This window comes from Methanofollis ethanolicus (assembly GCF_001571385.1).
GTDB lineage: Archaea > Halobacteriota > Methanomicrobia > Methanomicrobiales > Methanofollaceae > Methanofollis > Methanofollis ethanolicus.
This window is the reverse complement of record NZ_BCNW01000001.1, coordinates 498,650-524,213: the sequence shown is the minus strand read 5'-3', so window position 1 is coordinate 524,213 and position 25,564 is coordinate 498,650. Positions and strand designations below refer to the sequence as shown.

The window sequence follows — 25,564 nt, the reverse complement described above, 5'->3', positions numbered from 1 at the left end:
GCCGGGAGATCGATCCCCTCCCGCCTCCGGAGATATTGCCGCACATTTTCCGACATCACCCAGCCCCGGTCGAGTTCGGTGATGATGCCATTGACCCGGGTGCATTGCTCCACGATCTTCGCGGCGACAGGGTCGTCGATCATGCAGGCAAGACCGACGATCACCTGGAGAGGGTTTCTTATATGGTCGCCGAGAATGGCAAACTGCTCGATGTTCTGTTCGAGTTGTTCATAGGCCCGGCGCTTCATCTCCTCCATCGCCTTCAGGCCGGTGATGTCCTGGCAAATGAACATCAGGCAGATGGGCCTGCCGTCGTCGTCGGGCACCAGAGATCCGGAGATCCGGATGTCGAAGACCGTCCCGTCCCTTCTCCGCGCCCTCGTCTCCGTCCGGACCGCATGGTTCCGTCGGAGGTCCTCCACCATCACCGGCTCTTCGTCAATCCTCTCAAGGAAACCCTCGATCCTGGTGCCCTTCAGGCCGGCGGCATCGGGGCATCCGAACATCTGTCCGAAGGCGTCGTTCGCATAGATCACCTTCCCGTCCAGACCTTCAATGAGGATGCCGTCTGAGGAGGACCTGATCGCACTCTCCTTGACCCGGAGTTCCCGCTCGGCCTCCCTCCGTGCGGTGATGTCACGGGCAACGGCGACGAGGTAGAGCAATCTGCTGAAATGGACGGCGTGGAGTGTCACCTCCACCGGCACGGCCCCGCCTATCGCCTTCCTGAGGGAGAGCACGAGGGTATGCGGGTCATCCCGATCGTCCCGCGACCCGTCGATAAAGGGAAGGAAACGAGGGCGCTCGGAGGGGACGATCAGGTTGACGAACGGTCTGCCGACGACGCCGGCCTGAAGGTACCCGAGGGAGTCCCAGGCCGCACGGTTCGCGTCGACGACAAGACCGGACCGCACGTCGATGAGATAGACCGCGTCACGGCTTTCGTCGAGAAGGGCCCGGAAACGCTCAAGGTCGGCCATCTGCTTCTGGAGTTCGGGATAGTAACTCTTGTGAAGGGACTTCTCGCCAAACCCGATGATCCGGTTTCTCAGGTCGTCCCAGTCGTCAGGTTCAGAATGCTGCTTCATAGACCTCCGCGATCTCGTCTTCCGTCGGCCGCCGCGGGTTGGTCACCATGCAGGGGTCAGCCATCGCTCTCCTGACCAGAAGAGGGATCTCGGCGGGCGCGGCCCCCGTCTCGCGGAGGGTGCCGTGGATGTCGAGCGAACACCTGAACTCGTGGAGGTGTTCGGGAAGGGAGTGTGTGTCGCCGTCTCCGCAAGGTCCCATGATCCTCTCGATGTCGCCGTACCGCTCTGCTGCTGCGGGATAGTTGTAGGTGACGACATGCTCAAGGAGGAGAGCGTTGGCAAGGCCGTGGGAGAGGCCGTGAAGGCCGCCGACGGCATGCGCCATGGCGTGGACCGCCCCGAGGCTTGCATTGGAGAAAGCGAGTCCGGCATGAAGGGATGCGAGCATCGTCATGGAGCGTGCGTCGAGGTCGGCGGGGCGACTGGCCGCGAGAGGGAGGGACCGGACGGCGAGGTCGATCGCGGTGCGGGCATGGAGGTCTGTCATGGCAGAACTCGCGTTCGAGACATAGGCCTCGATCGCGTGGCTCAGGGCGTCCATACCCGAGGCGACCGTCACCTCCCGCGGCAGGGTGACGAGAGGGAGGGGGTCGAGAAGAGAGATGTCGGGGACAAGGGCCTTGCTGATGATGGCCGCTTTCCGCCGCGCACGCTCGTCTGTGATGATCGCAAACTGGGAGACGTCGGCGGCACTCCCCGCCGTTGTCGGGACGCAGATGAGGGGCGGCCCCGGCAGAGGCACGCGGTCCACGCCCTCGAATGTCAGGATATGGTCCTGGTTGGAGGAGACGACTCCGATCCCTTTGGCACAGTCTATTGCGCTTCCCCCGCCCACGGCCAGGATCCCCCGGCACCCGGCGTCGGCATAGACCCCGGCACCGGCCATCACCTCGCCCGACCGCGGGTTCGGGGAGACGGCGGAGTAGAGGGTCCAGGCGACCCCCGCATCGTCGAGACCCGTACATATCTCCTCGAACCACGGCATGGTGCGGATACCCGGATCGGTGACGAGCAGGACATTCCGTGTCCCGAAGTTCAGGACGTACTGGCCGGCAAGGCGCATCGCCCCTTCTCCAAAAACAAACTCGGGAGCAAAGAACTTTCTCAACACACGGCAGTCGTCCACTGTATCGCACACCTACAGGACAGAGAGATGATGGATGATACTGGTCCAGGAAGTACAAAAACATGCTCATTTCGGTAAGGGGGAGATGGGGCTTCAGATTTCTCCCTGCCTCTCCGGCGGGTATCGGTCGGGAAACGGCTTAATAAAAGCGGAGACGATAGATGGATATGCAGAGGAGAGATCTTCTCGCCTGTTGTGTCCTCGTCCTGTCGCTTCTCGCCTGCGGGTGCACAGGACCGGGCGGCGACGAGGCGCAACCGACCCCGGCACCGACCCCCACGCCGGCGCTTCCCCTTCAGGGGGGGTCCGGTACCCCCCAGCCGGTGCCGACGCCGCCGGGGGAGTGGGACGGGAAAAAGCCCTATGATGTGAAGTTCGTCGACCCGGCCACGTACCACATCACCCCCACCGTGACGGCGACCACCACCATGGTGAAACAGCCGAACGACCTGCAGGTCGACAAGACGGCCCTGAAGGAGTACGCGAAGATCTCGTCCAGAGACGCAGGGAAGGTGATGACCACCGAGATCTATCACATCCCCTTCCCGTACTGGGAGCTCGACTACACGGCCGACGCAAAAATCAAGGAGCTTGCACGGTTCGGCGTCGAGGTCAGGGACGCTGAGGACCCGAACCGCCTTGTCGCCGAGGTCAACATGAATAGAGCAAATTTCTTGCAGCCCAAAAACAGCACACTGGAGAATACGGCGAACTCAGGCACAATTCTCCTGCGAGAGGGGTTCAAGGACTATTATTTCGTGATCCAGAAGGATCAGATCAGTTCCTTCTCTCTCGTGATCAAGGTGCCGGAAAAATATCTGGTGTAGATCAGGCTCTGTAGAAATCCTATTCTGGAGTGTCTCGTCCGGGGGGCTGCCACCCCCCTCTTCAAGATGCACGTTTGCCCTTTTGAGGTCCAATCCTCGCGCGGGGAACGAGCGTTAGCGAGTTCGAGAAAATCTTTGATTTTCGAGGTCCGGGGGCAAAAGTCCCCCGGTGCGAAGATGGAGGAAGGCGGTTGGGTCACGTTCATACACGGAAAAGGTGAGGGTTTACCATGAAAATGATCTCGAAGAACGACTCTGCAGGTTCGCACGGGACTCTGACTCTCATTGAGCATCCCTTTTCAGAGATGGAATCTCCGTATCTGCCTTCCCGGCCCTATCGCAATGTCGGGGGTCCGGGGGCAACGAGAAGACCGAAGGTCTTCAAGGTAGTCCCCCGGTGCAAGCGTAGAGGAAGGCACGTTGACCAGCAGACCCCAAAGAACAATTTTCATCGCGTATGCCTGAGTCCTCAGGGACTCATGCCCGATTCTACAGAGCCGTAGGTCAGGACCCTTCTCTTTTTTCCTGGCTGAGAATGATTTCCCGGTTATAGTCGTTGATGGCCAGTTCATATGCCTGCCATTCCCGGTCAGCCTCTCCAATCTGTTTTTCCGCCTCGCCATAGTGCCTGAGGTCGTAGGCCGTCGCCGACGCGGACCAGAGTGTGTAGGCACGGTTCAGGTGGTCGAGGGCCTGCAGATATGCTTCCCTGACGCCTTCGTGGGCTTCGGGGACGGCAATCCCCTCGATCGCCTGCAGGTGCCGGGCGGTTGTGGCGACGCCCCGGTCGGCCAGGTCCTTGAATGTCGCCATATAGGTATCGGATTCCTTGAGAGACGGGGCTCTGCCGACAGAACCGATGAGGGCGGAGACTTCCCTGTCCAGGCCGGCAAGATCGGCTTCAGACGACGCAATGGCATCCCCGAGCACCCTGACCTCGTGGTGCTGTTCAGCCGCGTGGAACAGATTCCACCCGACGAAGGCGACGACCAGCACCGCCACCGCGATCCCGCAGGTGGTCAGCGCCTTCCGCATCTTCGGCGTCAGCGCCGGTTTCTTCAGTGCGGGCACCTTCGACCCGAGTGCCTTCAGGTCCGAGACCTGCAGACCGGAGAGCTTTGCCTTCAGTTCACCGACCTTCAGGGCGATCTCCTCAGGGCCCGGCATCTTCAGGTTCACCACCAGCCCTCACCTCCGGGAAGAGGATCGGCCGGGCGGACCGTGTGGCGCGCGGGCCTGACGATATAATGGAGGGGGATCACGGTCGGGGTCTCCGATTTCACGCTCTTGATCGAACCGTCGGTCGTATCGCCGACAGGGAACGGCTTCCCCCAGCGGTCAACATTCCCCGGCCGGGTCCTCGGGAGCTGGATATAGTTGGTCGTCTCGACGTAGTAGTAGCGCTTGCCGCCGAAATCATAGTATTTCGGTGTATAGCCGGCATAGTACGGGCCGAACCCCGTCATCTGCACACCGACGGCCATGTGGTCGGAGTACCCCAGGAGGACCACGTCATAGTCCATGAGGCTGAGGAGGGCGGCGGCGAGGATAGACGAGTCCTCGCAGTCCCCTTTCCCGTCGACAAGGGTCTCGACAGGATATTTCGGATACTCGACGCCGTCGGCAACATGCAGGGCATGCGCCGGGACCGCGCCTCCGGTGTAACTCGCAGGTGTGTCGTCGGAGGAGTACGGGAGTTGCTGGACGAAGAAGAGGACGTCCATCACCCGCCAGTAGTCCCCGTCGGGGGTGTTGAAACGGGGGGAAGCGATCTGACCGACAAGGTCCTCGAGGTACGGGCGTTCGTCGTCCGAGAGGGCGTACCTCCCCCAGGACGCGTGGTCGGGAAGACGCGGCGTCTCCCTCTCCCGATCAAAGAGGGAAGACGGTATTTCCAGTGTGGCTGTCTGGACGCCGCCGTCGATGGCGGTCCACCTGAACTCCCTGACAATCTCCTTCCCGGCAGGGAGAAGGGTCGGGTCGGGGTCTGTCACCGCAGGTGCGGGCGTGGGGAGAGCGCCCGGCGTATCGCCGCCGCCAGGCCCCCCGTAGAGTGCCGGTTTGACGACAAGGGCGATGACGAGTACGATGACGACCCCGGTGAGAATCGATAGTATGTCCTGGCGATCCATATGCAAATTCCAGATACATCGGGAGGATGCTGAATATACACATATAATTGAACAAAATATTTAAATCATGTCAAATAGGTGAAACTTAAAAATCAAATGATTGATATAACATCATAATATTATGCTGCAACAGCCGGTCCGGGGACGTGTCCTCATCCTTCCCCTCGCCCTCATGGCCCTCACGCCCTTCATCGCCGCCGCGGCCTCCCGCACCCCCCTGCAGGAGAGCCTGCTCTGGGCCGCCGCCGGAGTCATCGCTCTCCTGGTCGTCCCGGCCATCGGCCCGCGCCTCGCGGCCGGAGGAAAAACATATATCCCGGCCGTCTGCTCGGCGGTGATGCCGGGACTCGGCCAGGTCGTCAACGGCAATCCGGGAAAAGGATTTCTTGTCTGTGTCCTCTGCGCCTTCGGGCTGAAAGAGGTGTCGGCGATCGGCGGCCTCATCGCCGCGGGCGCATGGCTCTGCGGCATCGCCGACGCACTTGTCACCGCACACCGCATGAGTACGGGCAGCGTCCCCCTGCTGCCTGTCCCGCGGGCGATCTTCATCGAGTATGTCGTCCTCGGGCTTGCGGCGGTCTATGCCCTCCCCTGACCGGCACGGATGGCGGCAAACGTCTCGCCCTCTACGGTGAGGGAGTAGATGATCCCGTTCCTGCGAGATTCTCCTGCAATAAGGCCGGCTTTTTTGAGCACGCTGAGGGGGTACGAGAGGCGCGAGTCGGCGACCGCGACCACCTCCCTGATCACGCAGACGCAGAGGGGCTGGACGGCAAGGAGGAGGAGGATCTTCAGGCGCACGGTATCGGAGAGGGCGTGGAACTGCTGCGACCGCACGGCGAGCGTCTCCCCGTCGGGGAGCAGGCGCGTGAGGCCCCCGGGACCTTCGCCCCGTACTTCGGGGACACCTCGAACGGGGCGACCCTGCTCGCGGCAATCGTCGGGGGCATCCTGTACCTGCCGACCCTCCTGGAGGTGCCGGTCAATCGGCACGACCTTCGGCTACAGCTCGGGCGGGATGGCCGGCGGGCCCGCGCTCGCCCTGCTCCTTGCCGGGCCGAGCGTGAGCCTGCCCTCCCTCCCGGTCATCTCGCGGGTGATGGGGGCGAGGAAGACAGCGGTGTACGCCGTGCTCGTCATCCTCTTCTCGGCCCTCGCCGGGTTCGTGTACGGAAACATCGTGGGGTGAAAAAAATCATGCACGAAGACAGACCATGCTGTGCGGCAGAGGCGTTGCGGCGCATCAGGCAGGTGGACGTCGGCGGTGTCGTCGTCGGGCTCTCGATGCTTGATAAAGTCATCGCGGATGTGGAGGCACTCGGGCTCGCCTCCGAGGTCCGCCTCTCCGATGAACTGGTGAAGAGAACAAAGGTCTACAATTATATCCCGAAGAGCGCGGAAAAGATGTACGGAGAGGCGCTCCTCGCGGTCTACCAGACTGAGGTGAAAAACCATGACAGAGATTGAGATATTCGGCACAGGTTGTGCAAAGTGCATGAGAACGGCAAAGAACGTCGAAGCAGCGGTGAAAGAACTCGGGGCAGAGGTCGAGGTCGTCAAGGTCGAGGAGATCGACGCGATCACCGACCAGGGCGTCATGCTCACCCCGGCGCTCGCGGTGAACGGCGAGGTCGTGGTCGAGGGCCGCGTCCCGACCGTCGACGAGGTCAAGGAACTCCTCTCTGAGGTGGCCTGATGGGTGAATGTGGCTGTGGCTGCACCTGCGGCGGCGACTGCGGAGAGGGCGACGGGAAGAAGAGAATCATCTTCGCCTGCGCCGGCGCCTCCAATGTCGGGCAGATCACGAACATCGCCGCGATCCAGCTCCTTGTCGAGGGCTTCGGCAGTCCAGCCTGCACGGCGCAACTTGCCACGGGCGCCGGCACGGTGAAGGGGAAGTGCGCGGAGGCCGACGAGGTCGTCGTCCTGGACGGGTGCCCTGTCGCCTGCGCCTCGAAGATCGCGGAGGCCCAGGGGATCACACCCACCCAGGTGATCGTCGCCACGGAACAGGGGATCACAAAGACCCACGACTTCGAGATCTCCGAAGAGGAGATCGAGAAGGTCGTCTGCGCCGCCTGGGAAGGGAAGGGAAAGGCAAAGAGGTGCCGCGACCTCCCCGAGGGCGGCTGCGGGTGCGGGTGCGGCGGGGAGTGAGCCCGTGGCCGGATGGGTGCTGGTGACCTGTTCGGGTGTCTCGAACACCGGGAGGCTGACGACGCAGGCGGCGTCGGCCTTCAGGCAGCGCCACCCCTCGGCCCTCGACGACGCCGTCCCGGCCGGACGCCTGGATGCAGGCGCCGTCCCGGCAGGCTGCCGGGTGATCGCCCTCGACGGCTGCACCGACGCCTGCGGGAGAAAGAAACTCGAAGGCCTCGGGATCGTGCCGGACGCCCATATCGTGGCAACCGACCTCGGCATCGTCAAGAACGGCATGGCAGAGGTGCGGTACGACGAGATCGCGCGGGTCGTCTCTGCCCTGCGGGAGGCGGTCTGAGATGGCCGTCGCCGGATTTTCTCTTTTCTCGGCTTCGTTGAAATCCTCATACTAGGATCGATGGATCCCCTGATCCCAGGAAGATATACGCGGATCCACTGCTTCCCTCAGGATCTAGCCGGGGGACTACGCCCCCGGACCCCCACTCGGGATTGGACCTTGAAGGGGTAAATCCTGCATTTTGAAGAGGAGACTACCCTCCATCCCCTATCCTAATGGTAGGGGGTCTGGGGGGCGGCAGCCCCCTAGAACCAGCACACAAGAACAGGATGTCTCCAGTTATCTCTCCAAGAAGTACTCTCACGCGGGGGTTTCTAGGGAGCCCTTTTCTCCATATTTTGATCTCCCGGGCGCCGGCGGGGAGGGGGCCTGCGACCATGCGAGACCATTATAACCGACCGGGCCAAGAGGAGAGCATGAAAGAGACGGTGCTCTTCATCTGCACGCACAATGCCGCCCGATCCCAGATGGCCGAGGGCTACATGCGGGCGCACTACGGCGACCGCTACGAGGCCCACTCCGCCGGCATGCAGCCCGACGCCCTCGACCCGCGGGCCGTGGCGGTGATGGCCGAGATCGGGGTCGACATCTCGGCCCAGCGGGCGAAGCCCCTCACCGAATATTTCGGGCAGCAGATGGACGTCGTCGTGACCGTCTGCGAGGGCGGCGTCTGCCCGATGTTCCCCTGGGCGACGACGACCATCCACGAGGCCTTCGACGACCCCCGCGCCCTCGACGGCCCGGAGGACGCGGTGCTCGACGGGTTCCGCAGGGTGAGGGACGAGATCTGCCGGTGGATCGATCTGCGGTTCGGGACGGAGAGCGCGTAGGGGGGCGTCAGGACTCCAGGGTCAGAATGTTAGACTCTGGAGAGATCCTCGGGCTGATATATCCCGATTATCCTATGACGGGAAGTGCGGACCCGCTGCCTTCCCCCCAGAGTCCCCTGATCAATTAATGGCTCTTTCGTCCCGCGTCGGGGGACTACGCCCCCGAACCCCCGCTCAGGATTGGGGTGGGATGGATTCTCCCCGTCAAGACCTCCAGTTCGTTCTTCCCCGGTCCTATCCTAATGTCGGGGGTCCGGGGGCGGCGACCGAAGGGAGCATGAGAAAGCCGCCAGGCTTTCGAGCAGTCCCCCGGCGTAGAATGGGGGGAAGGCGGTTGGTTCACGCCGCATACCATGGAATCGAGGAGAGACATCCGACTACACCTCGATCCTCGAAACCACGTCCGCCCCGGCGCAGGGCTCGGTCTCGAACTCCAGGGTGCTGTAGCCGACCTCGAAGCGTGCGAGCCTCTCCCTGATCTCCTCTTTTACCGCCTCCAGACCGGCGAGGTCGGGGACGCAGGTGACGACGTGCGCGTCCAGGATATTGATGTGCGAGCAGAGGGTCCAGAGATGGACGTTGTGGACGCCGTCCACGCCCTCCACCGCCTCCATCGCCCGCACCACCTCGTCGAGATCGATGCCGGGCGGGGCGTACTGGAGGAGGATGCCCGCCGTCTCCCGCAGGAGGAGAGCGGCGTTCCCGAGTATCAGGAGGGCGATCGCCCCGGAGAGGAGGGGGTCGACAAGGGTCTGGCCGGTGAGGGCGATCCAGACGGCGGCGACGATGACCGCCACCGAGGTGAGGGTGTCGGAGAGGACATGGAGGTAGGCGCTCCGCACCGTCAGGTTGACTCTTCCCGAGAGGGTCCAGGCGACATAGAGATTGACGGCAAGGCCGAGGCCGCCGATCACCCCCATCGTCGCCCCCTCGATCGGCACCGGGGAGAGGAACCTGAGCACCGCCTCCCTCAGGATCCCGGCGGAGAGGAGGACGAGGACGAGGCCGTTGATGAAGGCGACGAAGATCTCGACCCTGTGGTAGCCGAAAGTCTTCTCCTTCGTCGGCAGGCGCTCCGCGATCATGAGGGCGCCGAGGGCGAGGAGGAGGGCGACGACGTCGCTGAACATGTGGCCGGCGTCGCCGAGGAGGGCGAGTGAACCGGTGACGATCCCGCCTGCCACCTCGACCAGGAGATACCCGGCGGTCAGGAGGACCGCCACCTTCAGGGCAGACCGGTCGTCTCCGGGACGGTGTGCCATGGGCCCCCCTCCCCCGCAGAGGAGATGAACCTGTTCCCGGCAGGGTTATGCTCCCCCACCGCGAAGGATCGGGCATGGAGATCACCATTCTCGTCGACAACACCGTCCTCCCCGGCAGGGGCCTCCTGGGGGAGCACGGTTTCTCGGCGTACGTCAGGGACGGCACGGAGTCGGTCCTCTTCGACACCGGGCAGTCGGGCATCGCCCTCCGGAACGCCGCCGCCCTCGGCATCGACCCCCTTGAGGCCGGACACATCGTCCTCTCCCACTGCCACCTCGACCACACCTGGGGACTCGTCGCCTGCCTGCGGGCAATCAACGCCGCCGGCAGGGGGGGACGGCCGCGGCCGCACCCGACCTTCCTCGCCCACCCCGCGATCTTCCGGCATGTCGAGGCCGACGGCGAACCCGAGATCGGCATGATCCTCTCCAAGGAAAACCTCGCCCGCCACGGCGAGGTACGCCTCTCCCACGCCCCCGTCAGGATCACCGACGACCTCGTCTTCCTCGGCGAGGTCCCCCGCATCTTCCCCTTCGAGGGGAGGACGGCAGTCGGGACGTCGGGCGGGAAGCCCGACCTCGTCCCCGACGACACCGCTCTCGCCTGCCGCACCGACGAGGGGATCGTCGTCGTCACCGGCTGCGCCCATGCCGGCATCTGCTCGGTGGTCGAGCATGCAAAAGATGTTCTGGATGAGGAGAGGGTCGCCGACGTCATCGGCGGCTTCCACCTCGGCAACGCCCCGACAGAGCAGGTCGAGGCGACCTGCCGGTATGTCCGCGACCTCGGCGCCGCACGCCTCCACCCCTGCCACTGCACCGGATTTGCGGCGGCGGCCGCCCTCGCAAGGGCGGCGCGGGTCGACCCGACCGGCGCCGGGCTCAGGCTCTCCTTCGGGTCGCGCTCCTGACGATGGACATCAGTTCCCAGGCAAGGGCCTCGGCCCGCCTCTCGTCCTTCATCAGGGTGTCCAGGCGGAGGGCGCCCGGCACCTCGGCGTTGTCCCGCACGTCCTGGACGAAGACGTCGACAAAGTCCTTATAGAGGGCGTACGTCCCCGCCGAGGACGCCTCCATCCCCCACGCCTCCATCAGGGCGGCCGCGGGGCCGGAGACAGGTCTGTCGCCGATGAAGGGGGAGACCGCAATGACGAATTTTTCCTGCAACGCCTCCCGCACACCCTCGCATTCCAGTATCGGGGAGATGCTCGTCACCGGGTTCGAGGGCCCGAGGATGACGGCGTCGGCATCCCTGATCGCGGCAAGAACCTCGGGCGTCGCCTTCCTGTGCTCCTCGCCTTTCCGCATGACGCCCCTGATCTCCACCTCGCCGCGGTACCCGACCCAGTACTCCTGGAAGTGCATGGGTCCGGCGTCAGTCTCGACATAGGTCGTCACCTCGGCGTCGGTCATGGGAAGGACGCGGGCGCGGACGCCGAGGGCCCGTGCCAGGGAGAGGGTCGCCTCGGTGAGAGTCGCCCCGTTCCAGAGGAGACGTGCCCGCGCGATGTGGACGGCCCTGTCCTTGTCGCCGACCGCGATGAACTCCTCGCCGGTGAACTGTTCGAGAAATTTATGCGTCGAGAAGGTGTCGCCCCTGATCCCCCACCAGGTGTCGGTGTTCAGGAGACCGGCAAAGAGATACAGCACGGTGTCGATGTCAGGGGACATGTGGTTGCCCGAGATCCACATATCCTCCGCGGTGTTGACGATGACGGCGATCTGGTCGTCGTTGACCAGGTTGCGCATCCCCCGCAGGAGTTTCGGCGTCCCGGTCCCGCCGGAAAGGAATGTAATCATAGAGAATAGTTTAACTGTCCATACATGAAGATTTTTAACTGACAGCCCGATGAAAATCATCAAGGACCCGGTGCACGGCGACGTCGAGGTGGGAGAGACGGCCCTCGCGCTCCTCGACTCACCCGCCCTCCAGCGCCTCCGCCATATCAGGCAACTCGGCTTCGCCCACCTGGTCTATCCTGGCGCCAACCACACCAGGTTCGAGCACTCCCTCGGGACGATGCACCTTGCGGCCGTGGTCTGCCGTCACCTCGGCCTCGACGCGGCCGAGAGCGACCTGGTCACCGCCTCGGCCCTCCTCCACGACGTCGGCCACGGCCCCTTCTCCCATGTCACCGAGGCCTTCATGGTCGAGATGATGGGGAAGGGCCACCAGGACGCGGGCGACCTCCTCGGGGAGGGCGAGACGGCCGGAATCCTTGAAGACCGCGGCCTCGACCCGGCCGAGGTCGCCGCCATGATCAACGGCACCCATCGCTACGCAGGCGTGATCCACGGCGACCTGGACGTGGACAGGATGGACTACCTCCTCCGCGACGCCCACTACACCGGCGTGCCGTACGGCCTCGTCGACGCCGGGCGGTTGATCAGGGCGACGGTCAGGACGGAGAACGGCGTCGCTCTCGACGCCTCGGGGATCAATGCCGCGGAGTCCCTGCTCATCGCACGGACCCTGATGCGGCCGGTGGTCTACTACCACCATGTCTCCCGGATCGCCACCTCCATGTTCCACCTCGCCCTCCTCGCCCACCTGGAGGAGAGCGGGGACGAGGTCGGGGTGCTGATGCGGATGGACGACGCCGCCCTCTTCACCCGTCTCCTCGCCTCTCCCGATGAGACGGCACGCGACCTCGCCCGAAGACTCTATGAGAGGAGACTGTACAAGAGGGCCGTCTATGTCGGCCGCGGCCAGGTGAACGCCGCCGCCGTGCAGGCCAGAACATCCCTCGCGGAGAGCAGGCAGATCGCCCGGGAGGTCGCGGAGGCGGCAGGCGTCAGGGAGGAGACGGTGCTCGTCGACATCCCGCCCTTCCCGACTGACATGTCGATGGAGGTGCGGGTGCGGGAGAGAAACGCCCTTGTCGGCCTCGAACAGGTCTCCCCCCTCCTGACGACCCTGAACGAGACGCGGCGGGAACAGTGGCGCCTCGGCGTCTACACCCTCCCCGACCAGAGGGAGACGGTGGAAGCGGCGGCCGTCGAGGTGCTCCACATCAAAAAACCGACGCAGCAGGACAGGCTGCCGGTGTGAGGACGACGATGGAGAAGGAATATGTTATCGGCGTGACCGGCGCGAGCGGGATCGTCTACGCGAGGCGCCTCCTGGAGGTGCTCTCGGGGAAGGCGCGGGTGCACCTGATCGTCTCCGGGACGGCGCGGGAGATCGCGGTCCACGAAGGCGTGAGCCTCGACGGGTTCCCGGTGATCGAGGAGGACAACAGGAACCTGGCCGCGGAGATCGCGAGCGGGTCTTTCCGGTACGACGGGATGGCGGTCGTCCCCTGCTCGATGAAGACCCTGGCCTCGGTCTCGGCCGGGTTCTCCGACACCCTTATCGCACGGGCCGCAGACGTCTGTCTGAAGGAAAGGCGGCGGTGCATCCTTGTCCTGCGGGAGATGCCCCTCTCGCGCATCCACCTGAAAAACATGCTCGCCGCGGACGAGGCCGGGGCGACGGTGATGGTCGCAAGCCCGCCCTTCTACGGGCGGCCGCAGACGATCGACGACCTGGTGGACATGGTGGTCGCCCGGATCCTCGACCACCTCGGGGTGGAGCACGATATCGGAAAAAGATGGAGCGGATATGATGACGATGCGACAGTTCATTGACGAGATGCGGGAGAGGGGCCTGGTCGACGAGATCGAAAGACCGGTCTCCGACCGCTTCGAAGCGGCACAGATGGCGAGCACGACCGACAGGGTCCTCCTCTTCCACGACATCGGCGGGAAGAAGGCGGTGATGAACCTCACCGCGAACAGGAGCACCCTGGCGGCGGCCCTCGGGAGCACGGAGGCCGACCTGGTGAAGAGACTGGCCGGGGCGTCGTACAGCGGCACGCTGACGCCGATGGGCAAACTCGACATGCGCCCGGCCGACCTCACCGCGTTCCCGGTCATGACCTTCTTCCCGAAGGACGGCGGCCCGTACATCACCGCGGGGATCGTCTTCTCCCGCCTGGATGGCGTGGAGAACGCCTCCATCCACCGCATGATGGTGATAGGCAAGGACCGCCTGGCCGCACGCCTCGTCGAGGGCCGGCACACCGACGTCCTCCACCGCGAGGCGCTGAAGAGGGGCGAGAAACTGCCGATCGCCATCGCCCTCGGCGTCCACCCGGCGGTCACCTTCGCCTCCTGCACCCGCGTCCCCGAGGGGAAGGAACTCGCCTTCGCGGCCGAACTGATGGGCGGGGACCTCCCTGTCTATGAATGCTCGAACGGGGTCCTGGTCCCCGAGGCCGAGATCGTCCTCGAAGGGTATATCGGGGCGGAGAAGTCCGAGGAAGGGCCTTTCGTCGACATCACCGGCACCTACGACTTCGAGAGGGTCCAGCCCGTCATGGAACTCACCGGCATGTGGACGAAGGAAGACCCCATCTACCACTCCATCCTCCCGGGCGGGAGCGAACACCGTCTCCTGATGGGCGTGCCGTACGAGCCGAAGATCTACCGGGCCGTGGCCGGGGTGACGACGGTCAGGAACGTCGTGCTCACGACAGGCGGCTGCGGCTACCTCCATGCGGTCGTGCAGGTCAGGAAGAACACGCAGGGCGACGGGAAGAACGCGATCATGGCGGCCTTCGCGGCTCACACCTCCCTGAAACACGTCGTCGTCGTGGACGAGGACATCGACCCCTTCTCCATGGAGGACGTGGAGTACGCGATCGCAACACGGGTGCGGGGCGACCGCGACCTGATGGTGATTACCGGGGTGCGGGGCTCGTCCCTCGACCCCTGCCGGGACGGCGACGGCACGAACGTGAAAATCGGCCTCGACGCCACGATGGTGATGGGTGAGGAGGAGAAGTTTGTGCGTGCAGGATGGAATGACTGATGTATCTGGAACCTGAAGAAGAAAAAATGCAGAACGGCGAGTACGGCGAGACGATGCAGCAGATGCTGGAGATCCTCGTCGGACTCGGCAAGGTCTTCGGCGCCGAGAAACTCATCCCGATCGCGAGCGCCCAGGTCTCGGGGGCGTCGTACAAGACGATCGGGAAGTGGGGCCTCGAATGGTTGCAGGGCCTGGACGCCCATGTGGCGGTGCCGACTGTCCTGAACCCGATCGGCATGGCCCGCGACCGCTGGAAGGAGATGGGGGTCCCCGAGGTGTTCGCACAGCAGCAGGAGGCGGTGGTCGCGGCCTACGGGCGTCTCGGCATCAAACTCGAGTGCACCTGCACGCCGTATTACATCTCCCAGACGCAGTACGGCGAGCACCTGGCCTGGGCCGAGTCGTCGGCCGTCGTCTATGCGAACTCGGTCATCGGCGCGAGGACGAACCGCGAGGGAGGGCCGGGCGCCCTTGCCGCGGCGATCGTCGGCAAGACGCCGTACTACGGCCTGCACCTCTTCAAGAACCGCCTGCCGAACATCGGGATCACGGTGGACGACCCGGCGGCGCTGAAGGACGCGGCCGAATACGGGGCCCTGGGCTATGTGGCCGGGAAGATTGTCGGGAACAGGATCCCTCTCTTCTCCGGGATCAGGCCGCCCCGCGACCACCTCAAGGCGCTGGGCGCGGCGATGGCGGCGACCGGCGCGGTGGCCCTCTTCCACGTGGACAGGATCACCCCCGAGGCCCGCCTGCCGACCTTCAAGCGCGATGTCCCGGAGACTGTCGAGATCAGGATGGACGAGGTGCGGGAGGTCTTCTCCTCGATCGAGGTGGACGCGATCGCGGTCGGGTGCCCCCATCTCTCTCCGGCCGAACTCGACACCCTCGCCGGTCTCCTCGCCGGGAAAAAGGTGAAAAAGCCCTTCTTCGTCTTCGCCGCACAGGGCGTCATCGCGGAGAACCGCGACGCCGTGGCGGCGATCGAGAAGAGCGGGGCGCGGGTCTATGCAGACACCTGCGTCGTCGTCTCCCCGGCCCTGGACAGGTACGACGCGATCATGGTGAACTCGGGCAAGGCCCTCGCGTATGTGCCGACGATGTGCGGGGCGGTGGCACGGATCGGGACGATGGAGGAGTGCGTGGCCGTCGCCACGATGTGAGGTCTATGACAACCGCACCTTTCGAGAGTCTGCCGGGGAAGGACACGAGAGAGCGTTTCGCATCTCTCGGCATCACGGAAGGAGGGGAGGCCGACCTCCTCGCCCTCCGCACGATCGCCCGCGACCACGACGTCGAGGTCTGGGTCTACTTCGACGAGGAGGTGGCCCGCACGTCCACTATCGAGGCCGACCTCGCGGCCTTCGAGATGGTCCCCGAGGCCGACCGCCCGTTCATGGAACTCCGCAGATTTTTCGCCTTCATGGAAAGCATCGAACCGGGCTTTGCCGCGGCGGTGGAGACGGACCCGGTCACAGCAGTGGTCGTCGCCGTCGGCGTCAGGGAGGCCTTCTGCGCCTGCGTCCTCGTGCCGCGGCCGTACGTGAAGGTGATCCTGGGGTAGAGAGGGTGGGGGATCCACGGATCACCACCTTCACCCAGAGAGAGACCAGAGGACTAAACCCCCACCTAACTCGAAAGCCAGATATTTTCTCGACTCTTTTCAGTCATACCTGAGCCTAAGGAGAAGAGAGAACCGAAGGTGTTGCCAGAGGAGACTGCGTCCATCCCCAATCCAGAACGGGGGTCCGGGGGCGTAGTCCCCCGGTACAGGCACGGAAGAATAAGAATTCTTCAGTGAGCACCCCAAGAAGTACTTTCAGGTAAGGAATTCTACTGAGTCAAATATTGAGAGAAATTATTTGTTAAAAGATATTGCTCCCCTATTTACAGATGAATTTAATGGAACATACAATTATAGGGGCATAGACATCGAATCGAAACCTATAACCTATATGAGAGATAATCCCCAACAAAAAGGATCCGGTTTGACAAAAGAGGGCCAAAAAATGGATTATTCTGAGATTGAAGACAATGATAACGATTTCACCAGTGAAGAAGTGAAATATCATACAAGACAGAAGCACAAATTTATTGAGTGTTACCTAAATATCTGGACAGAAAATGTTGATAGTGAAGAAAATAGGCAAAATAAAAGAGTACCTTCACTTGACATTATAGATCTCTATGCAGCAAGCGGACTGGTAACCTGTGACGATGCAAAGGAATATCATGCCGGAGACTATCAGTGGCCGGGGTCAGCGCTATTAGCTGCACAGTGCTTGGAGAACTATTCATTTCCTGGGAAGTTACTCTTAAATTCATATCACAAGAACCCTGAAAAGTGCCGCAGACAATATGATGCACTAAATACAAATATCGAAAAATTCAGAAAAATAAGGAATAAAATAGAAATAACATCTCAAACAATAGAACCAGCAGCAGAGTGGGCTCTGCGCCAAATAAACCCTAAATATCCCAATATCTGGATCTTAGATCCTTATGCTGTTAGTGAATTACCTTGGTCGGTTGTTGAGAAGATAGGAACAAATTGGGGACAATATAAATCCAAAGGCAAAAATATAGTCCGAAAGCCAGAATTAATTATTACGTTTATGACCCCAGACCTTCAAAGAAATATTACCAAAAATCCCCATATTATTTCAGATGCCATAGGTATTTCTGAATCAGAATGGCTTCCACCATATTTAGAGAAGATAAATAGAGGTGAGAAAATCAATGCAAGACAATATATTCTCGATCTTTATGCTCAAAAATTATCTGCCATGTATGAAAAACCACCAATTATCGCTGAAATAAAAAGTACGGGTCAAACAAACATTGTATACTGTATGCTATTTTTAACAGACAATAATGCTGGACATTACATGATGAAACTTCATGGATTAAAAGAATTGGAACAGTGGAAAATATACCAATGGAATCATGATGCCAAGATAATAACAACGAAGAAAAACAATGATAAAATCGGTCAAAAAGATCTAAGTGAATGGTTTTAATATTGCAATAAATCATTTTTGATATAATACGATTTTTTGTAATGCTCTAGTTTTTTAATGGCATTTTCACGAAATTCCTTCCAGTCAATTTCCTGCTGTCGGGAATTATAATTTAATTTTCCCACTTTGTAGTGATCAACAAATTCGTGAGTTAGATCAATCAATTGCAAACTCTGTTCAGGATCCCAGACAGGTTCTAAGGAGATGTATGTATAGATTCCTCGATCATGAGCATTTTTTAAAGCTTGAATTCTTTCGCTGGTGGGGGCCGCATTTGGTTCAATAACTTTTCTTTGCTCTTCGTTAGTAAAAACAAGTGTTGCTCCATACTTAGTCATATGAGGATGAGATTCTAAAAGGTCAAAATCCCTTTCCGAACGACGTCCTCCCTTTGTCAGAATGGTCACTTTTAGATTGTGACTGAGTAGGATCTGAATTGCCTTTCGGGTAAGTTGATACTTTTCATCAAGATGTAAATATGGATCTGTCGTAAAACAAAGTAAAATATATCGCTCTTCCTTCTTTTTTTCTAATTCTTCTGCGTCATTAAATAACTTATTGATAACCCCTTCTCTTACAGCGGGTTTAAGAAATACTTCCCTGCTTTTCCTTGTTGCAAGAGGTGCGTAGCAATAAATACAGCCATGATCGCAACCGCGATATAGATTAGCTGCCAATTCAGAATACTCACGTGCTCTTCCTTTGCTTTCATAAATTATAGTAGACATCTATCTTACCCTATATGACACCTAGTTTGTTCGCATCTGTTATTGACCTTGTGTACTTACTCTATGTTTAATTGAAGCCATGCGTGTTGTGAAAGTGTATTTGATAGAAAAATCAAATTGTCGAGATTGAAGACATTCCAAAATATTCGTTCATTCCATTTATTGTCGAATACAAATCATTCCAGAAACTTGACGACAAACATTCTCGCCCACGACCAGATCGCCACCTTCATCCCGGAAAACGTCAAGAGAAAAAGTATGGATCTCCCCCATGAAGGTTTCGCAGACGTTCCCAGCGGAAAGATAGTGTATCATGTCGCCGGCGCGGAGGAGAGCGGCACCCCTCTCCTCGTCCTCCACGGCGGCCCTGGTTGCACGTCCGACTACCTCGAACCTCTCGCCGCCCTCGGGGGGAGGCCGATTGTCTTCTACGACCAGCTCGGCTGCGGCGACTCCGACCGCCCGGCCGACCCCTCCCTCCGGACGCTGGAACGTGCCGTGGACGAACTCGCCGCGGTGCGGAAGGCCCTCGGCCTCGACCGCGTCCACATCCTCGGCCAGTCCTGGGGGACGATGCTCGCCGTCGAATACATGCTCACGCACCGGCCCGACGGGGTGGAAAGCCTCGTCCTCTCCGCACCCTGCCTCTCGGCATCGCACTGGGCCGCGGACGGGCGGAGATATCTCCTGGCCCTCCCCGACGACCACAGGGAGGCGGTCCTCCGCGCCGAAGAGGCGGGCAGCTACGACGGTCCCGCCTACCAGGAGGCGATGACGGCCTACTACCGCCTTCATGTCTGCCGCACAGACCCCTGGCCCGACTGCCTGATGAAAACATTCGAGCGCCTGAACGCCGACATCTACCTCCAGATGTGGGGGCCGAGCGAGTTCACCATCACCGGAAGCCTCGGCGACTTCGAGCGCGCCGAACGCCTCCATGAGATCCGGGTCCCCACCCTCTTCACCTGCGGGGAGTTCGACGAGGCGACCCCGGAGACGACGGCATACTACCACAGCATGATGCCGGGGTCGGAGGTCGCCGTCTTCGACGGGGCGTCCCACGAGCACCACCTTGAGGCGACGGTCGCCTACCTCGCGACGGTGCGGGAGTTCCTCGCCAGAGTCGAAGGCTGAACGAGAGGACAGAATGGACGCACACGATAGTAGCATCGGTCCTGACCGGATCCGTTTTTACACCGCACCGGCGGTGGTCCGCCTCCTGGTGGCACTCTCGGGCGGCGGACAACGCGCCCACCACCTTGCCGCCGTCACGGGGTGCCGGTGGGACGAGACCGAGGAGGCCCTCCGCGGCCTCCAGCACCGCGGGATGATCAGCCGCGAAGCAGGGGGGTATCGGCTCACACAGAGCGGGCACGTCCTTGCAGGCAGGCTCCTTTCCTGCGCGTCCGGGCTGTACAGGGCCCTCTACAGCAGACCGGGATTTTCTCTCCCGCCGTTGCCCCTCGTGGTCGAGGGCGTGCTCGACGATATCGGCCATCTGTCTGTGCCCTCCTATCAGGACGCTTTCCGGCACCCGGAATGTGCGGAGGGCGAGATGAGAGAGTGGATGCTCTCCCGCGGATATCTCTCCGATGCAGACGGCGCCCTCCGCCTGACGCCGAGAGGCGAGGCATATCTCACCTTCCTCGACCGCTGCAGCAGGACGATCGCGACCATCGAACAGTTCAACAGTTTTTTCGAGAGCCACTCCCTCGACGACATCCCGGAGTTCGCCGTACAGCGTATCGGGGATCTGATGGGCGGCGTACATTTCATGTACCTCCCGGCAAACTTGGAGGAGGGGTTAGAGAATTTCCTGGAGATCCTCAAGGAGGCCGGATCCATCCACGGCGTCTCGACATGGTCCCTGCCCTTCGTCGCCGAGGCCATCTGGAAAAGGGTGACCGCGGGGGCGGAGGTGGAACTCGTCATCACGCCCGACCTTGCCGGACCGCTCTGGCAGGAGGAGTTCGTCGGCAGGGAAAGAGACGTCGCCGACGTCCCCAATTTCAGGCTCTTCGTCTCGACGGTCCCCATCACGGTCGGGCTCACGGTCACCGACAGGGCGCTCTCCCTCGGCCTGTGCCGTGAGGACGGCACCTACGATACCGTGCACGACCTGGTCAGCAGGGCGCCCGAAGCGCTGGCATGGGGCGAGCGGCTCTTCGAGTATTATAAAGACCACGCAGTGCCGATAGAGGATTTTTTCCGGGAACGGGAGAAGACAACATAATCTGCCTGAATTCAACAGGGACGCACAGGAATATCCCCTCCGACAAACTCCTCGGCAGAAGATACCATCAAAACCGTCCTCATCACATCGGCCCGTCGCGCTCTCTGAAGAGGACTGTGAAAAGATCATCACGGGGTGAGAGGCAGATCATCACGGGATGAGGACTCTCGACCCCACCATTTTCTCCGAAACCTTAAATGAAATGGCGCCGACTGTTCAGCGGTCACGATGAAAGTCCACTTCAGCGACGAGCAGTTCTCCTTCCAGTACCTCCGTATCCTCGGGACGTGCGCCGTCGGAGGCGCGGACATCGGGGAATGCCTGATGACCGCGGCACGGATCCGGGAAGCCGACTTCGAGAGCTGGCATGCAGAATGGCGGCGGACGGCCGAACAGGTGGAGGGCTATGCCCGCGAGGCCGGGGCCAGCCGCGTCAGTGCCGGAGAGGCATATATGCGGGCATTCTCCTATTACCGGGCGTCGGAGTTCTTCCTCCACGGCGACCCGGCCGACCCGCGGATCGTCGAGACCTGGGGGAAATCGCGCACCTGCTTCAGAGAGGCCCTCGCCCTCCTCGACATCGAGCACGAGGTCGTCGCCATCCCGTACGATGGGACAGCCATGCCCGGCTACTTCTTCCCGGCAGGCGGGGAGGGGCGACCGACCGCGGTCCTCACCACCGGCTTCGACGGCACCGCGGAGGAACTCTACCTGGACTACGGGATCTCGGCCCTGAAAAGAGGATACAATGTCCTCGCCTTCGAGGGGCCGGGACAGGGCGCGGTGATACGCGAGCAGGGCCTTGCCTTCAGGCCCGACTGGGAGACGGTGATGACCCCGGCCGTCGACTGGCTCCTCGCACGGCCGGAGGTCGACCAGGGGCGTGTCGCCCTGATCGGCGCCTCGATGGGAGGGTACCTCGCGCCGCGGGCGGCAGCCTGCGATCACCGGATCGCCGCGCTCGTCGCCAACGGCGGGGTCTTCGACGCCGACTACACGAAATTGACCGTGATGGCCGGCGATGTGATCGAGACCCTCCACACCGACCCCGGCGCCTTCGACGCCGCCGTGCGGGAGGTGATGAAGACCGACCCCGCGATCCGCTGGGCCTTCCAGCACGGCATGTACGTCTACGGCGCAGCCTCGCCGCACGAGTGGCTCCTCATGTCGCAGGCCTACACCCTGGAGGGCATGGCCGGCGAGATCGCCTGCCCCACACTCGTCATCGAGGCCGGGAACGAGCGGTCTTTCCCGGGCAGGGCACGCCTCCTGTACAACGCCCTCGCCTGCGAGAAGGAGTGGATGCCCTTCCCGGCCGCGGAGGGTATCGAGGAGCACTGCGGCACAGGTGGGACGATGCGGCGGAACCAGCGGATCTTCGACTGGCTCGACAGGGTGCTCGGTGCGGGGGAAGAGGGAGGATGAAAATTCCGCGACACGAAGATGATCGTACCATAACCGGGATATAGTACGCCGGAGATATTTCACGCCGTGGAGACCGCGAGGATGGCAGCGTCACTCTCTCAAACGGTGCGCCGGCATACGAAACTCATCATTCTCCTTATCGTGCTGGTACTCCTCCCCCTGATCTGCATCGCCGTCTTTCCCTATCTCCTGTCCCTGACCGTTCCGCCTGACCGCCTCCAGGTCTTCGAGATTACCGAACAGAAGGCCGGGGAAGGCATCATCATTCATCTCGACGAGCAGACCATCAGGGACTATCCGGCCCTCGAAAAAGTGCTTGTGGAGGGCGAAGCGAACCGGACAGGGCAGGGATATAACGAAGGAGACATCCGCCTCGCGGGCGAGGTGGAATATCCCGAAAAGATAACGCAGGCGACCATCGACCTCTATCTCATCGACCCGACGACAGGCACGAGAAAATATTTCGCGTATGCAGGGCGGCACTACAGGGTCGGGACCGTCCATCAGGATTGACCCATGCCACGCAGAGATGATCCAGACAGAAAAAATCTCATTCTCCTATTTTACGTCGCCGCTTTTGCTCTCCTCGCCGCCGCCCTGTATTTTTTCAGGGGTGAAGGCGGGTCCGCCCACGGCGTGGTTGAAATTTTCGTGATACTCCTGTTTCCCCTCGGCGCCCTCGCCTACGGATACCTGACCGGCGACAGGGCGCGATCGGCCCTCGCCGCCACACTCTCGTACGTTCCCCTCGTCCTGGCGGCCGCGCTCGCCACCGGCATCCAGACCATCTTCGAAGACCCGAAATTCGCCGGATATCACCTGGCCCTCCTGCTCGTTCTCGGGTTGACCGGCTATTGCGCGTCCAGCAAACAGACACTCATCAGGACCTTCGCACTCATACTCTCCGCCCTGTGGATTCTGGTATTTTTCACCGGCACCGCCTGACAATAAAAGACGGGTAAAATCGACGCAACGCAGAGACGATCGTCACAGAAACGATATATATGGAACCGGAAATATTTCGCATCATTGAGATTTATACGCAAAGGAGGAAAACCGTGATCAAAAAGGCCCTCATCTGCACGTCTCTCCTTTTTTTCTACCCATGGATCCTCCATATCGCAGGTATCATTGCCCCTCGGACTCTCTCCGCACTTCTGGCAGTTCTTCCCGTTCTTCTGGGAAGCGTCTCCCTCGCCGGAGCAACTCTGACTCTCACGCACTCCGCCGGGAAACGACACCTCCTCGGCATACCTCTCATTCTCGCTATCGGCGCGATCGTCGCCACAAGTTTTCTCTCCCTGCCCCTGGGGATCAGACCCCTTATCGGCAGTTCTGGCCTCCTCCCGGCCGTCTGGACGGTTTCATTTCTCTTGTTGGCCCCGTGCTCATCCCTCTTTTTCCTGTCCCTTCCCGGGAACACGGGGGCACCGGGAACCGCGTCATCTCTCTCAGCAATAGTCAGCCTCTTTGCTCTCCTGATTCTTCTCCTGATCTGGCCGGGCCTGCTTTCCGGGCAATCAGTTCTCCACCTTCTCGCTCTTCTCTGGTTGTACGGAACCATCGGACTCCCGATCATCGGCACCCTCTATGTCATCGTAGCGCTGTATAGCAGGGAGGAAGGAGCGTCGGGTGGAGACGTGTAACGTCTGAAAAGGTCCGGGTCGGCAGGAGATCCATCCGTGCAATCGGCACACCCCTCGCGACGGGGACGCCCCGTCGAGGGCGAACGAAACCCACACGACAGATAGACGATCTGCACAGAAATGAGATATAGCATGATAGAGATAGTGCGCGCGGTGGAGCGGGATACATGGATCACATCGTGACAGGACGCCTGATCGCCGCAGGAGCACTCATCCTCTTTTTTGTACTCGTAGCCGGGTGCGTGGAGAATGGCGACGGACCTGTGGCCCCCTCCGCCCTCACGGAAGACCAGAAGGCAAAGGCCGTCAGGACCGCCCTTGCGAACGCCACCGTGCAGGACTACCTCCATGGAGACTACGAGATCACGGACGTGGACTATACCACCATAACACACGCCTTCAGGGGCGTGGAGCGGTCGGAAACAGTGCCGACCGTCGCAATAGAAACAAAAGACGCACAACTCTGGGTATTCGTGGACCTGGAGACGGAGACCGTGGTCGCAATCACAAAGAACTACAAACGGACGCCGGTCATCATGCCTTCGGTAACGCAGCCGACATCGACGCCGCCGGGAGGCGAAACACCCACGGTGCCCCTTCCCACACCCACCGATACGCACCGATAGAACGCAGGGACCCGGTCGCACCCATCCTTTTCTTCAGAGGAGATCGTCAAGCCCCGAAGATCCAACAGCAGGAGATTCATGCCATCGACGACCCTCTCAGTCGGCGCAGGCGACAGGGAAAGTTCAGGGCGATCCGACCGGAGACACGACCGGGCGCGGGGCGTGAAAAAGAATGCTATCGCGTCGAAAGGCGGCGGAGAGCCCCATAAAAAGATAGGCACATTTTTCGCGCCACGCGGATCTGCTTGGGCAAGTAAGAACCACGTGACAGTTAAACGATCCGCTCAGAAACGATGTATAATACACCAGAGATATTTATCGCCGTGAAGATCGAAAAGGTCTCCCGACGGTGCCCCGCCATGTTGTCGAGACGCTGACGGGGCCCCGCACTGCCCGGAGGTATGACACTATACTCCCTTCTGATACTTGAAGATGTGGATCTCGCCTCCGGGATAAAGCGGAGGTAAATGGAATGAATGAACAAAGGAAAATGTTGGCTATTTCCATACCTGCGGCACTATTGCTGCTGAGCGTGGTAATCCTGAGTTCGAAGGAGAGATCCCGGAGGTCAAGTAATCAGCCAACCTTTCTCCTTTTTTGAGGTGACCTGATGAAAAAAACCTATCTCTATGTCATTGCCGCCGGTATTGCGGCCGTGCTTGTCGTCGTGCTCCTGCTCGCCGTTTTTCTCCCCGCCGCAACGCTGGAAGGTCAGGAGAACACGACCGTCTTCCCGACGGCGCAACCGACCCCGCTGAATGACACGGCCTATCTCGACATCCACCCAGCGGGGGGTCGGAGCGTCCTGCTCTACCCCGAGGACGAACGCTATCCTGCCATCGATGCGGAATGCCAGGAGTTGATCAGGTGCATCAATGCGCAGCTCAAGACTGGGTTCTCTCAGGAAGAACTGGCAGCGATGAAACGAAACAGCACCTATGTCGCCCTCCGCTTCTCTCAGCCCACGACATTCGAGACGAGGTATATCGTCGATGGTTCTCCGCGGAACATCACCATCATCGAAGCACTCTTCTTCTTAGATCTGGATGAATACCACCAGAACACGATCTTCACGCCGGGTTCATCAGGCGCCATCGGTGTCTGGACGACATCACGCGATCGCGGGACGCTCAGAGACCTCGTCGCCCCTGTTCTTGCAGAGGGGAAGAATGAGTCATGATGATAATACCTGAATCGAACGCGATCGAGCAGGTGCGAGGTGCGGAATCGGGCGTTTTCCCAGGAAAAATGGCAGAAAATATTTGA

30 protein-coding genes and 1 pseudogene are annotated in these 25,564 nt (G+C 61.0%); 22 read left to right on the top strand and 9 right to left on the bottom strand.

Annotated features, from left to right (window positions below):
- Window positions 1-260 precede the first annotated feature (260 nt).
- Window positions 261-980 (bottom strand): annotated as a pseudogene (locus MEFOE_RS14330) (PAS domain-containing protein); the annotation flags it as partial.
- 91 nt (window positions 981-1,071) lie between these two features.
- Window positions 1,072-2,229, bottom strand: coding sequence for an iron-containing alcohol dehydrogenase (locus tag MEFOE_RS02725; RefSeq protein WP_235809544.1), 1,158 nt, complete (start codon window positions 2,227-2,229; stop codon window positions 1,072-1,074).
- Between the two features lie 149 nt (window positions 2,230-2,378).
- Here MEFOE_RS02725 and MEFOE_RS02720 point away from each other — a divergent pair, with 149 nt between their 5' ends.
- Entirely contained in the window at window positions 2,379-3,044 is a 666-nt protein-coding gene (locus MEFOE_RS02720; protein WP_153015851.1) for a hypothetical protein, read from the top strand.
- 504 nt (window positions 3,045-3,548) lie between these two features.
- Here MEFOE_RS02720 and MEFOE_RS02715 read toward each other — a convergent pair.
- Window positions 3,549-4,226, bottom strand: coding sequence for a hypothetical protein (locus tag MEFOE_RS02715; RefSeq protein ID WP_067047895.1), 678 nt, complete (start codon window positions 4,224-4,226; stop codon window positions 3,549-3,551).
- A complete protein-coding gene (locus MEFOE_RS02710) occupies window positions 4,220-5,176 on the bottom strand; it encodes a hypothetical protein (RefSeq protein ID WP_067047894.1) in 957 nt (318 codons plus the stop codon). Before MEFOE_RS02710 ends, MEFOE_RS02715 begins: the two co-directional genes overlap by 7 nt.
- A gap of 121 nt (window positions 5,177-5,297) precedes the next feature.
- Between MEFOE_RS02710 and MEFOE_RS13610 the strand changes: the two genes are divergently transcribed.
- Entirely contained in the window at window positions 5,298-5,771 is a 474-nt protein-coding gene (locus tag MEFOE_RS13610) for a hypothetical protein (RefSeq protein ID WP_067047893.1), read from the top strand.
- Here MEFOE_RS13610 and MEFOE_RS13605 read toward each other — a convergent pair.
- Window positions 5,756-6,169 carry an ArsR/SmtB family transcription factor gene (locus tag MEFOE_RS13605; RefSeq protein WP_235809543.1) on the bottom strand — a complete coding sequence of 138 codons (414 nt, stop codon included), beginning with the start codon at window positions 6,167-6,169 and terminating at the stop codon, window positions 5,756-5,758. The genes MEFOE_RS13610 and MEFOE_RS13605 overlap by 16 nt on opposite strands.
- A 25-nt stretch (window positions 6,170-6,194) precedes the next feature.
- Between MEFOE_RS13605 and MEFOE_RS14325 the strand changes: the two genes are divergently transcribed.
- The 6 genes from MEFOE_RS14325 (at window position 6,195) to MEFOE_RS02675 (ending at window position 8,503) form a co-directional block, all read left to right on the top strand.
- The gene (locus MEFOE_RS14325; RefSeq protein WP_235809542.1) at window positions 6,195-6,365 is read left to right on the top strand and encodes a permease; all 171 of its coding nucleotides are present in this window, start codon (window positions 6,195-6,197) and stop codon (window positions 6,363-6,365) included.
- Between the two features lie 8 nt (window positions 6,366-6,373).
- Entirely contained in the window at window positions 6,374-6,643 is a 270-nt protein-coding gene (locus tag MEFOE_RS02695; protein WP_067052867.1) for a hypothetical protein, read from the top strand.
- Window positions 6,630-6,872 carry a thioredoxin family protein gene (locus tag MEFOE_RS02690; protein ID WP_067047890.1) on the top strand — a complete coding sequence of 81 codons (243 nt, stop codon included), beginning with the start codon at window positions 6,630-6,632 and terminating at the stop codon, window positions 6,870-6,872. The genes MEFOE_RS02695 and MEFOE_RS02690 overlap by 14 nt, the downstream gene beginning before the upstream one ends.
- Window positions 6,872-7,333 carry a putative zinc-binding protein gene (locus MEFOE_RS02685; RefSeq protein ID WP_067047887.1) on the top strand — a complete coding sequence of 154 codons (462 nt, stop codon included), beginning with the start codon at window positions 6,872-6,874 and terminating at the stop codon, window positions 7,331-7,333. The genes MEFOE_RS02690 and MEFOE_RS02685 overlap by 1 nt, the downstream gene beginning before the upstream one ends.
- 4 nt (window positions 7,334-7,337) lie before the next feature.
- Window positions 7,338-7,673, top strand: coding sequence for a putative zinc-binding protein (locus tag MEFOE_RS02680; protein ID WP_067047885.1), 336 nt, complete (start codon window positions 7,338-7,340; stop codon window positions 7,671-7,673).
- Window positions 7,674-8,089: 416 nt separating this feature from the next.
- Window positions 8,090-8,503, top strand: a complete 414-nt coding sequence (locus tag MEFOE_RS02675) for an arsenate reductase ArsC (RefSeq protein WP_067047884.1) — start codon at window positions 8,090-8,092, stop codon at window positions 8,501-8,503.
- 377 nt (window positions 8,504-8,880) lie between these two features.
- Here MEFOE_RS02675 and MEFOE_RS02670 read toward each other — a convergent pair whose 3' ends face one another.
- A complete protein-coding gene (locus tag MEFOE_RS02670) occupies window positions 8,881-9,765 on the bottom strand; it encodes a cation diffusion facilitator family transporter (RefSeq protein ID WP_067047882.1) in 885 nt (294 codons plus the stop codon).
- Window positions 9,766-9,839: 74 nt separating this feature from the next.
- On the opposite strand from MEFOE_RS02670, the gene MEFOE_RS02665 reads away from it, so the two are divergent.
- On the top strand, window positions 9,840-10,676 hold the full coding sequence (locus tag MEFOE_RS02665; protein ID WP_067047879.1) for an MBL fold metallo-hydrolase: 837 nt from the start codon (window positions 9,840-9,842) through the stop codon (window positions 10,674-10,676).
- Here MEFOE_RS02665 and cofD read toward each other — a convergent pair.
- Window positions 10,648-11,565, bottom strand: coding sequence for a 2-phospho-L-lactate transferase (gene cofD / locus MEFOE_RS02660; RefSeq protein WP_067047877.1), 918 nt, complete (start codon window positions 11,563-11,565; stop codon window positions 10,648-10,650). The two genes, MEFOE_RS02665 and cofD, sit on opposite strands and share 29 nt — an antisense overlap.
- Before the next feature lie 49 nt (window positions 11,566-11,614).
- Here cofD and MEFOE_RS02655 point away from each other — a divergent pair, with 49 nt between their 5' ends.
- The 6 genes from MEFOE_RS02655 (at window position 11,615) to tcmP (ending at window position 17,640) form a co-directional block, all read left to right on the top strand.
- Window positions 11,615-12,817 (top strand): HD domain-containing protein, encoded by a 1,203-nt coding sequence (locus MEFOE_RS02655; protein ID WP_067047865.1) that lies wholly within the window; start codon window positions 11,615-11,617, stop codon window positions 12,815-12,817.
- Window positions 12,818-12,825: 8 nt separating this feature from the next.
- Window positions 12,826-13,395: a UbiX family flavin prenyltransferase gene (locus tag MEFOE_RS02650; RefSeq protein WP_067052860.1), complete on the top strand. Its 570-nt coding sequence runs from the start codon at window positions 12,826-12,828 to the stop codon at window positions 13,393-13,395.
- Window positions 13,379-14,620: a UbiD family decarboxylase gene (locus MEFOE_RS02645; RefSeq protein WP_067052864.1), complete on the top strand. Its 1,242-nt coding sequence runs from the start codon at window positions 13,379-13,381 to the stop codon at window positions 14,618-14,620. Before MEFOE_RS02650 ends, MEFOE_RS02645 begins: the two co-directional genes overlap by 17 nt.
- Window positions 14,620-15,783 carry an aconitase X gene (locus MEFOE_RS02640; RefSeq protein WP_067047859.1) on the top strand — a complete coding sequence of 388 codons (1,164 nt, stop codon included), beginning with the start codon at window positions 14,620-14,622 and terminating at the stop codon, window positions 15,781-15,783. Before MEFOE_RS02645 ends, MEFOE_RS02640 begins: the two co-directional genes overlap by 1 nt.
- Window positions 15,784-15,788: 5 nt before the next feature.
- Window positions 15,789-16,184: a hypothetical protein gene (locus tag MEFOE_RS02635; protein WP_067047856.1), complete on the top strand. Its 396-nt coding sequence runs from the start codon at window positions 15,789-15,791 to the stop codon at window positions 16,182-16,184.
- Window positions 16,185-16,482: 298 nt separating this feature from the next.
- Window positions 16,483-17,640 (top strand): three-Cys-motif partner protein TcmP, encoded by a 1,158-nt coding sequence (tcmP, locus tag MEFOE_RS13235; protein ID WP_153015850.1) that lies wholly within the window; start codon window positions 16,483-16,485, stop codon window positions 17,638-17,640.
- Here tcmP and MEFOE_RS13230 read toward each other — a convergent pair.
- Window positions 17,637-18,368: a radical SAM protein gene (locus MEFOE_RS13230; RefSeq protein ID WP_083523294.1), complete on the bottom strand. Its 732-nt coding sequence runs from the start codon at window positions 18,366-18,368 to the stop codon at window positions 17,637-17,639. The genes tcmP and MEFOE_RS13230 overlap by 4 nt on opposite strands.
- A gap of 189 nt (window positions 18,369-18,557) precedes the next feature.
- Here MEFOE_RS13230 and MEFOE_RS02620 point away from each other — a divergent pair, with 189 nt between their 5' ends.
- The 5 genes from MEFOE_RS02620 to MEFOE_RS02600 all read left to right on the top strand — a co-directional run bounded on the left by MEFOE_RS02620 (window position 18,558) and on the right by MEFOE_RS02600 (window position 22,971).
- On the top strand, window positions 18,558-19,502 hold the full coding sequence (locus tag MEFOE_RS02620; RefSeq protein WP_235809541.1) for a proline iminopeptidase-family hydrolase: 945 nt from the start codon (window positions 18,558-18,560) through the stop codon (window positions 19,500-19,502).
- A 13-nt stretch (window positions 19,503-19,515) separates the two neighbouring features.
- Window positions 19,516-20,601: a helix-turn-helix transcriptional regulator gene (locus tag MEFOE_RS02615; protein ID WP_067047846.1), complete on the top strand. Its 1,086-nt coding sequence runs from the start codon at window positions 19,516-19,518 to the stop codon at window positions 20,599-20,601.
- A 228-nt stretch (window positions 20,602-20,829) separates the two neighbouring features.
- Window positions 20,830-22,026: an alpha/beta hydrolase family protein gene (locus MEFOE_RS02610; RefSeq protein ID WP_067047843.1), complete on the top strand. Its 1,197-nt coding sequence runs from the start codon at window positions 20,830-20,832 to the stop codon at window positions 22,024-22,026.
- Between the two features lie 81 nt (window positions 22,027-22,107).
- On the top strand, window positions 22,108-22,539 hold the full coding sequence (locus tag MEFOE_RS02605; protein ID WP_153015849.1) for a hypothetical protein: 432 nt from the start codon (window positions 22,108-22,110) through the stop codon (window positions 22,537-22,539).
- Between the two features lie 3 nt (window positions 22,540-22,542).
- The gene (locus MEFOE_RS02600; protein ID WP_067047838.1) at window positions 22,543-22,971 is read left to right on the top strand and encodes a hypothetical protein; all 429 of its coding nucleotides are present in this window, start codon (window positions 22,543-22,545) and stop codon (window positions 22,969-22,971) included.
- A gap of 154 nt (window positions 22,972-23,125) precedes the next feature.
- On the opposite strand, the gene MEFOE_RS13595 is transcribed toward MEFOE_RS02600, so the two are convergent.
- The gene (locus tag MEFOE_RS13595) at window positions 23,126-23,605 is read right to left on the bottom strand and encodes a hypothetical protein (RefSeq protein ID WP_153015848.1); all 480 of its coding nucleotides are present in this window, start codon (window positions 23,603-23,605) and stop codon (window positions 23,126-23,128) included.
- Window positions 23,606-23,839: 234 nt separating this feature from the next.
- Between MEFOE_RS13595 and MEFOE_RS02590 the strand changes: the two genes are divergently transcribed.
- Together MEFOE_RS02590 and MEFOE_RS02585 are read left to right on the top strand one after the other, a co-directional pair.
- The gene (locus MEFOE_RS02590; protein ID WP_067047833.1) at window positions 23,840-24,298 is read left to right on the top strand and encodes a hypothetical protein; all 459 of its coding nucleotides are present in this window, start codon (window positions 23,840-23,842) and stop codon (window positions 24,296-24,298) included.
- A gap of 610 nt (window positions 24,299-24,908) precedes the next feature.
- Complete coding sequence (locus tag MEFOE_RS02585) at window positions 24,909-25,478, top strand: hypothetical protein (protein ID WP_067047831.1); 570 nt, start codon at window positions 24,909-24,911, stop codon at window positions 25,476-25,478.
- The last annotated feature ends 86 nt before the right edge of the window (window positions 25,479-25,564 follow it).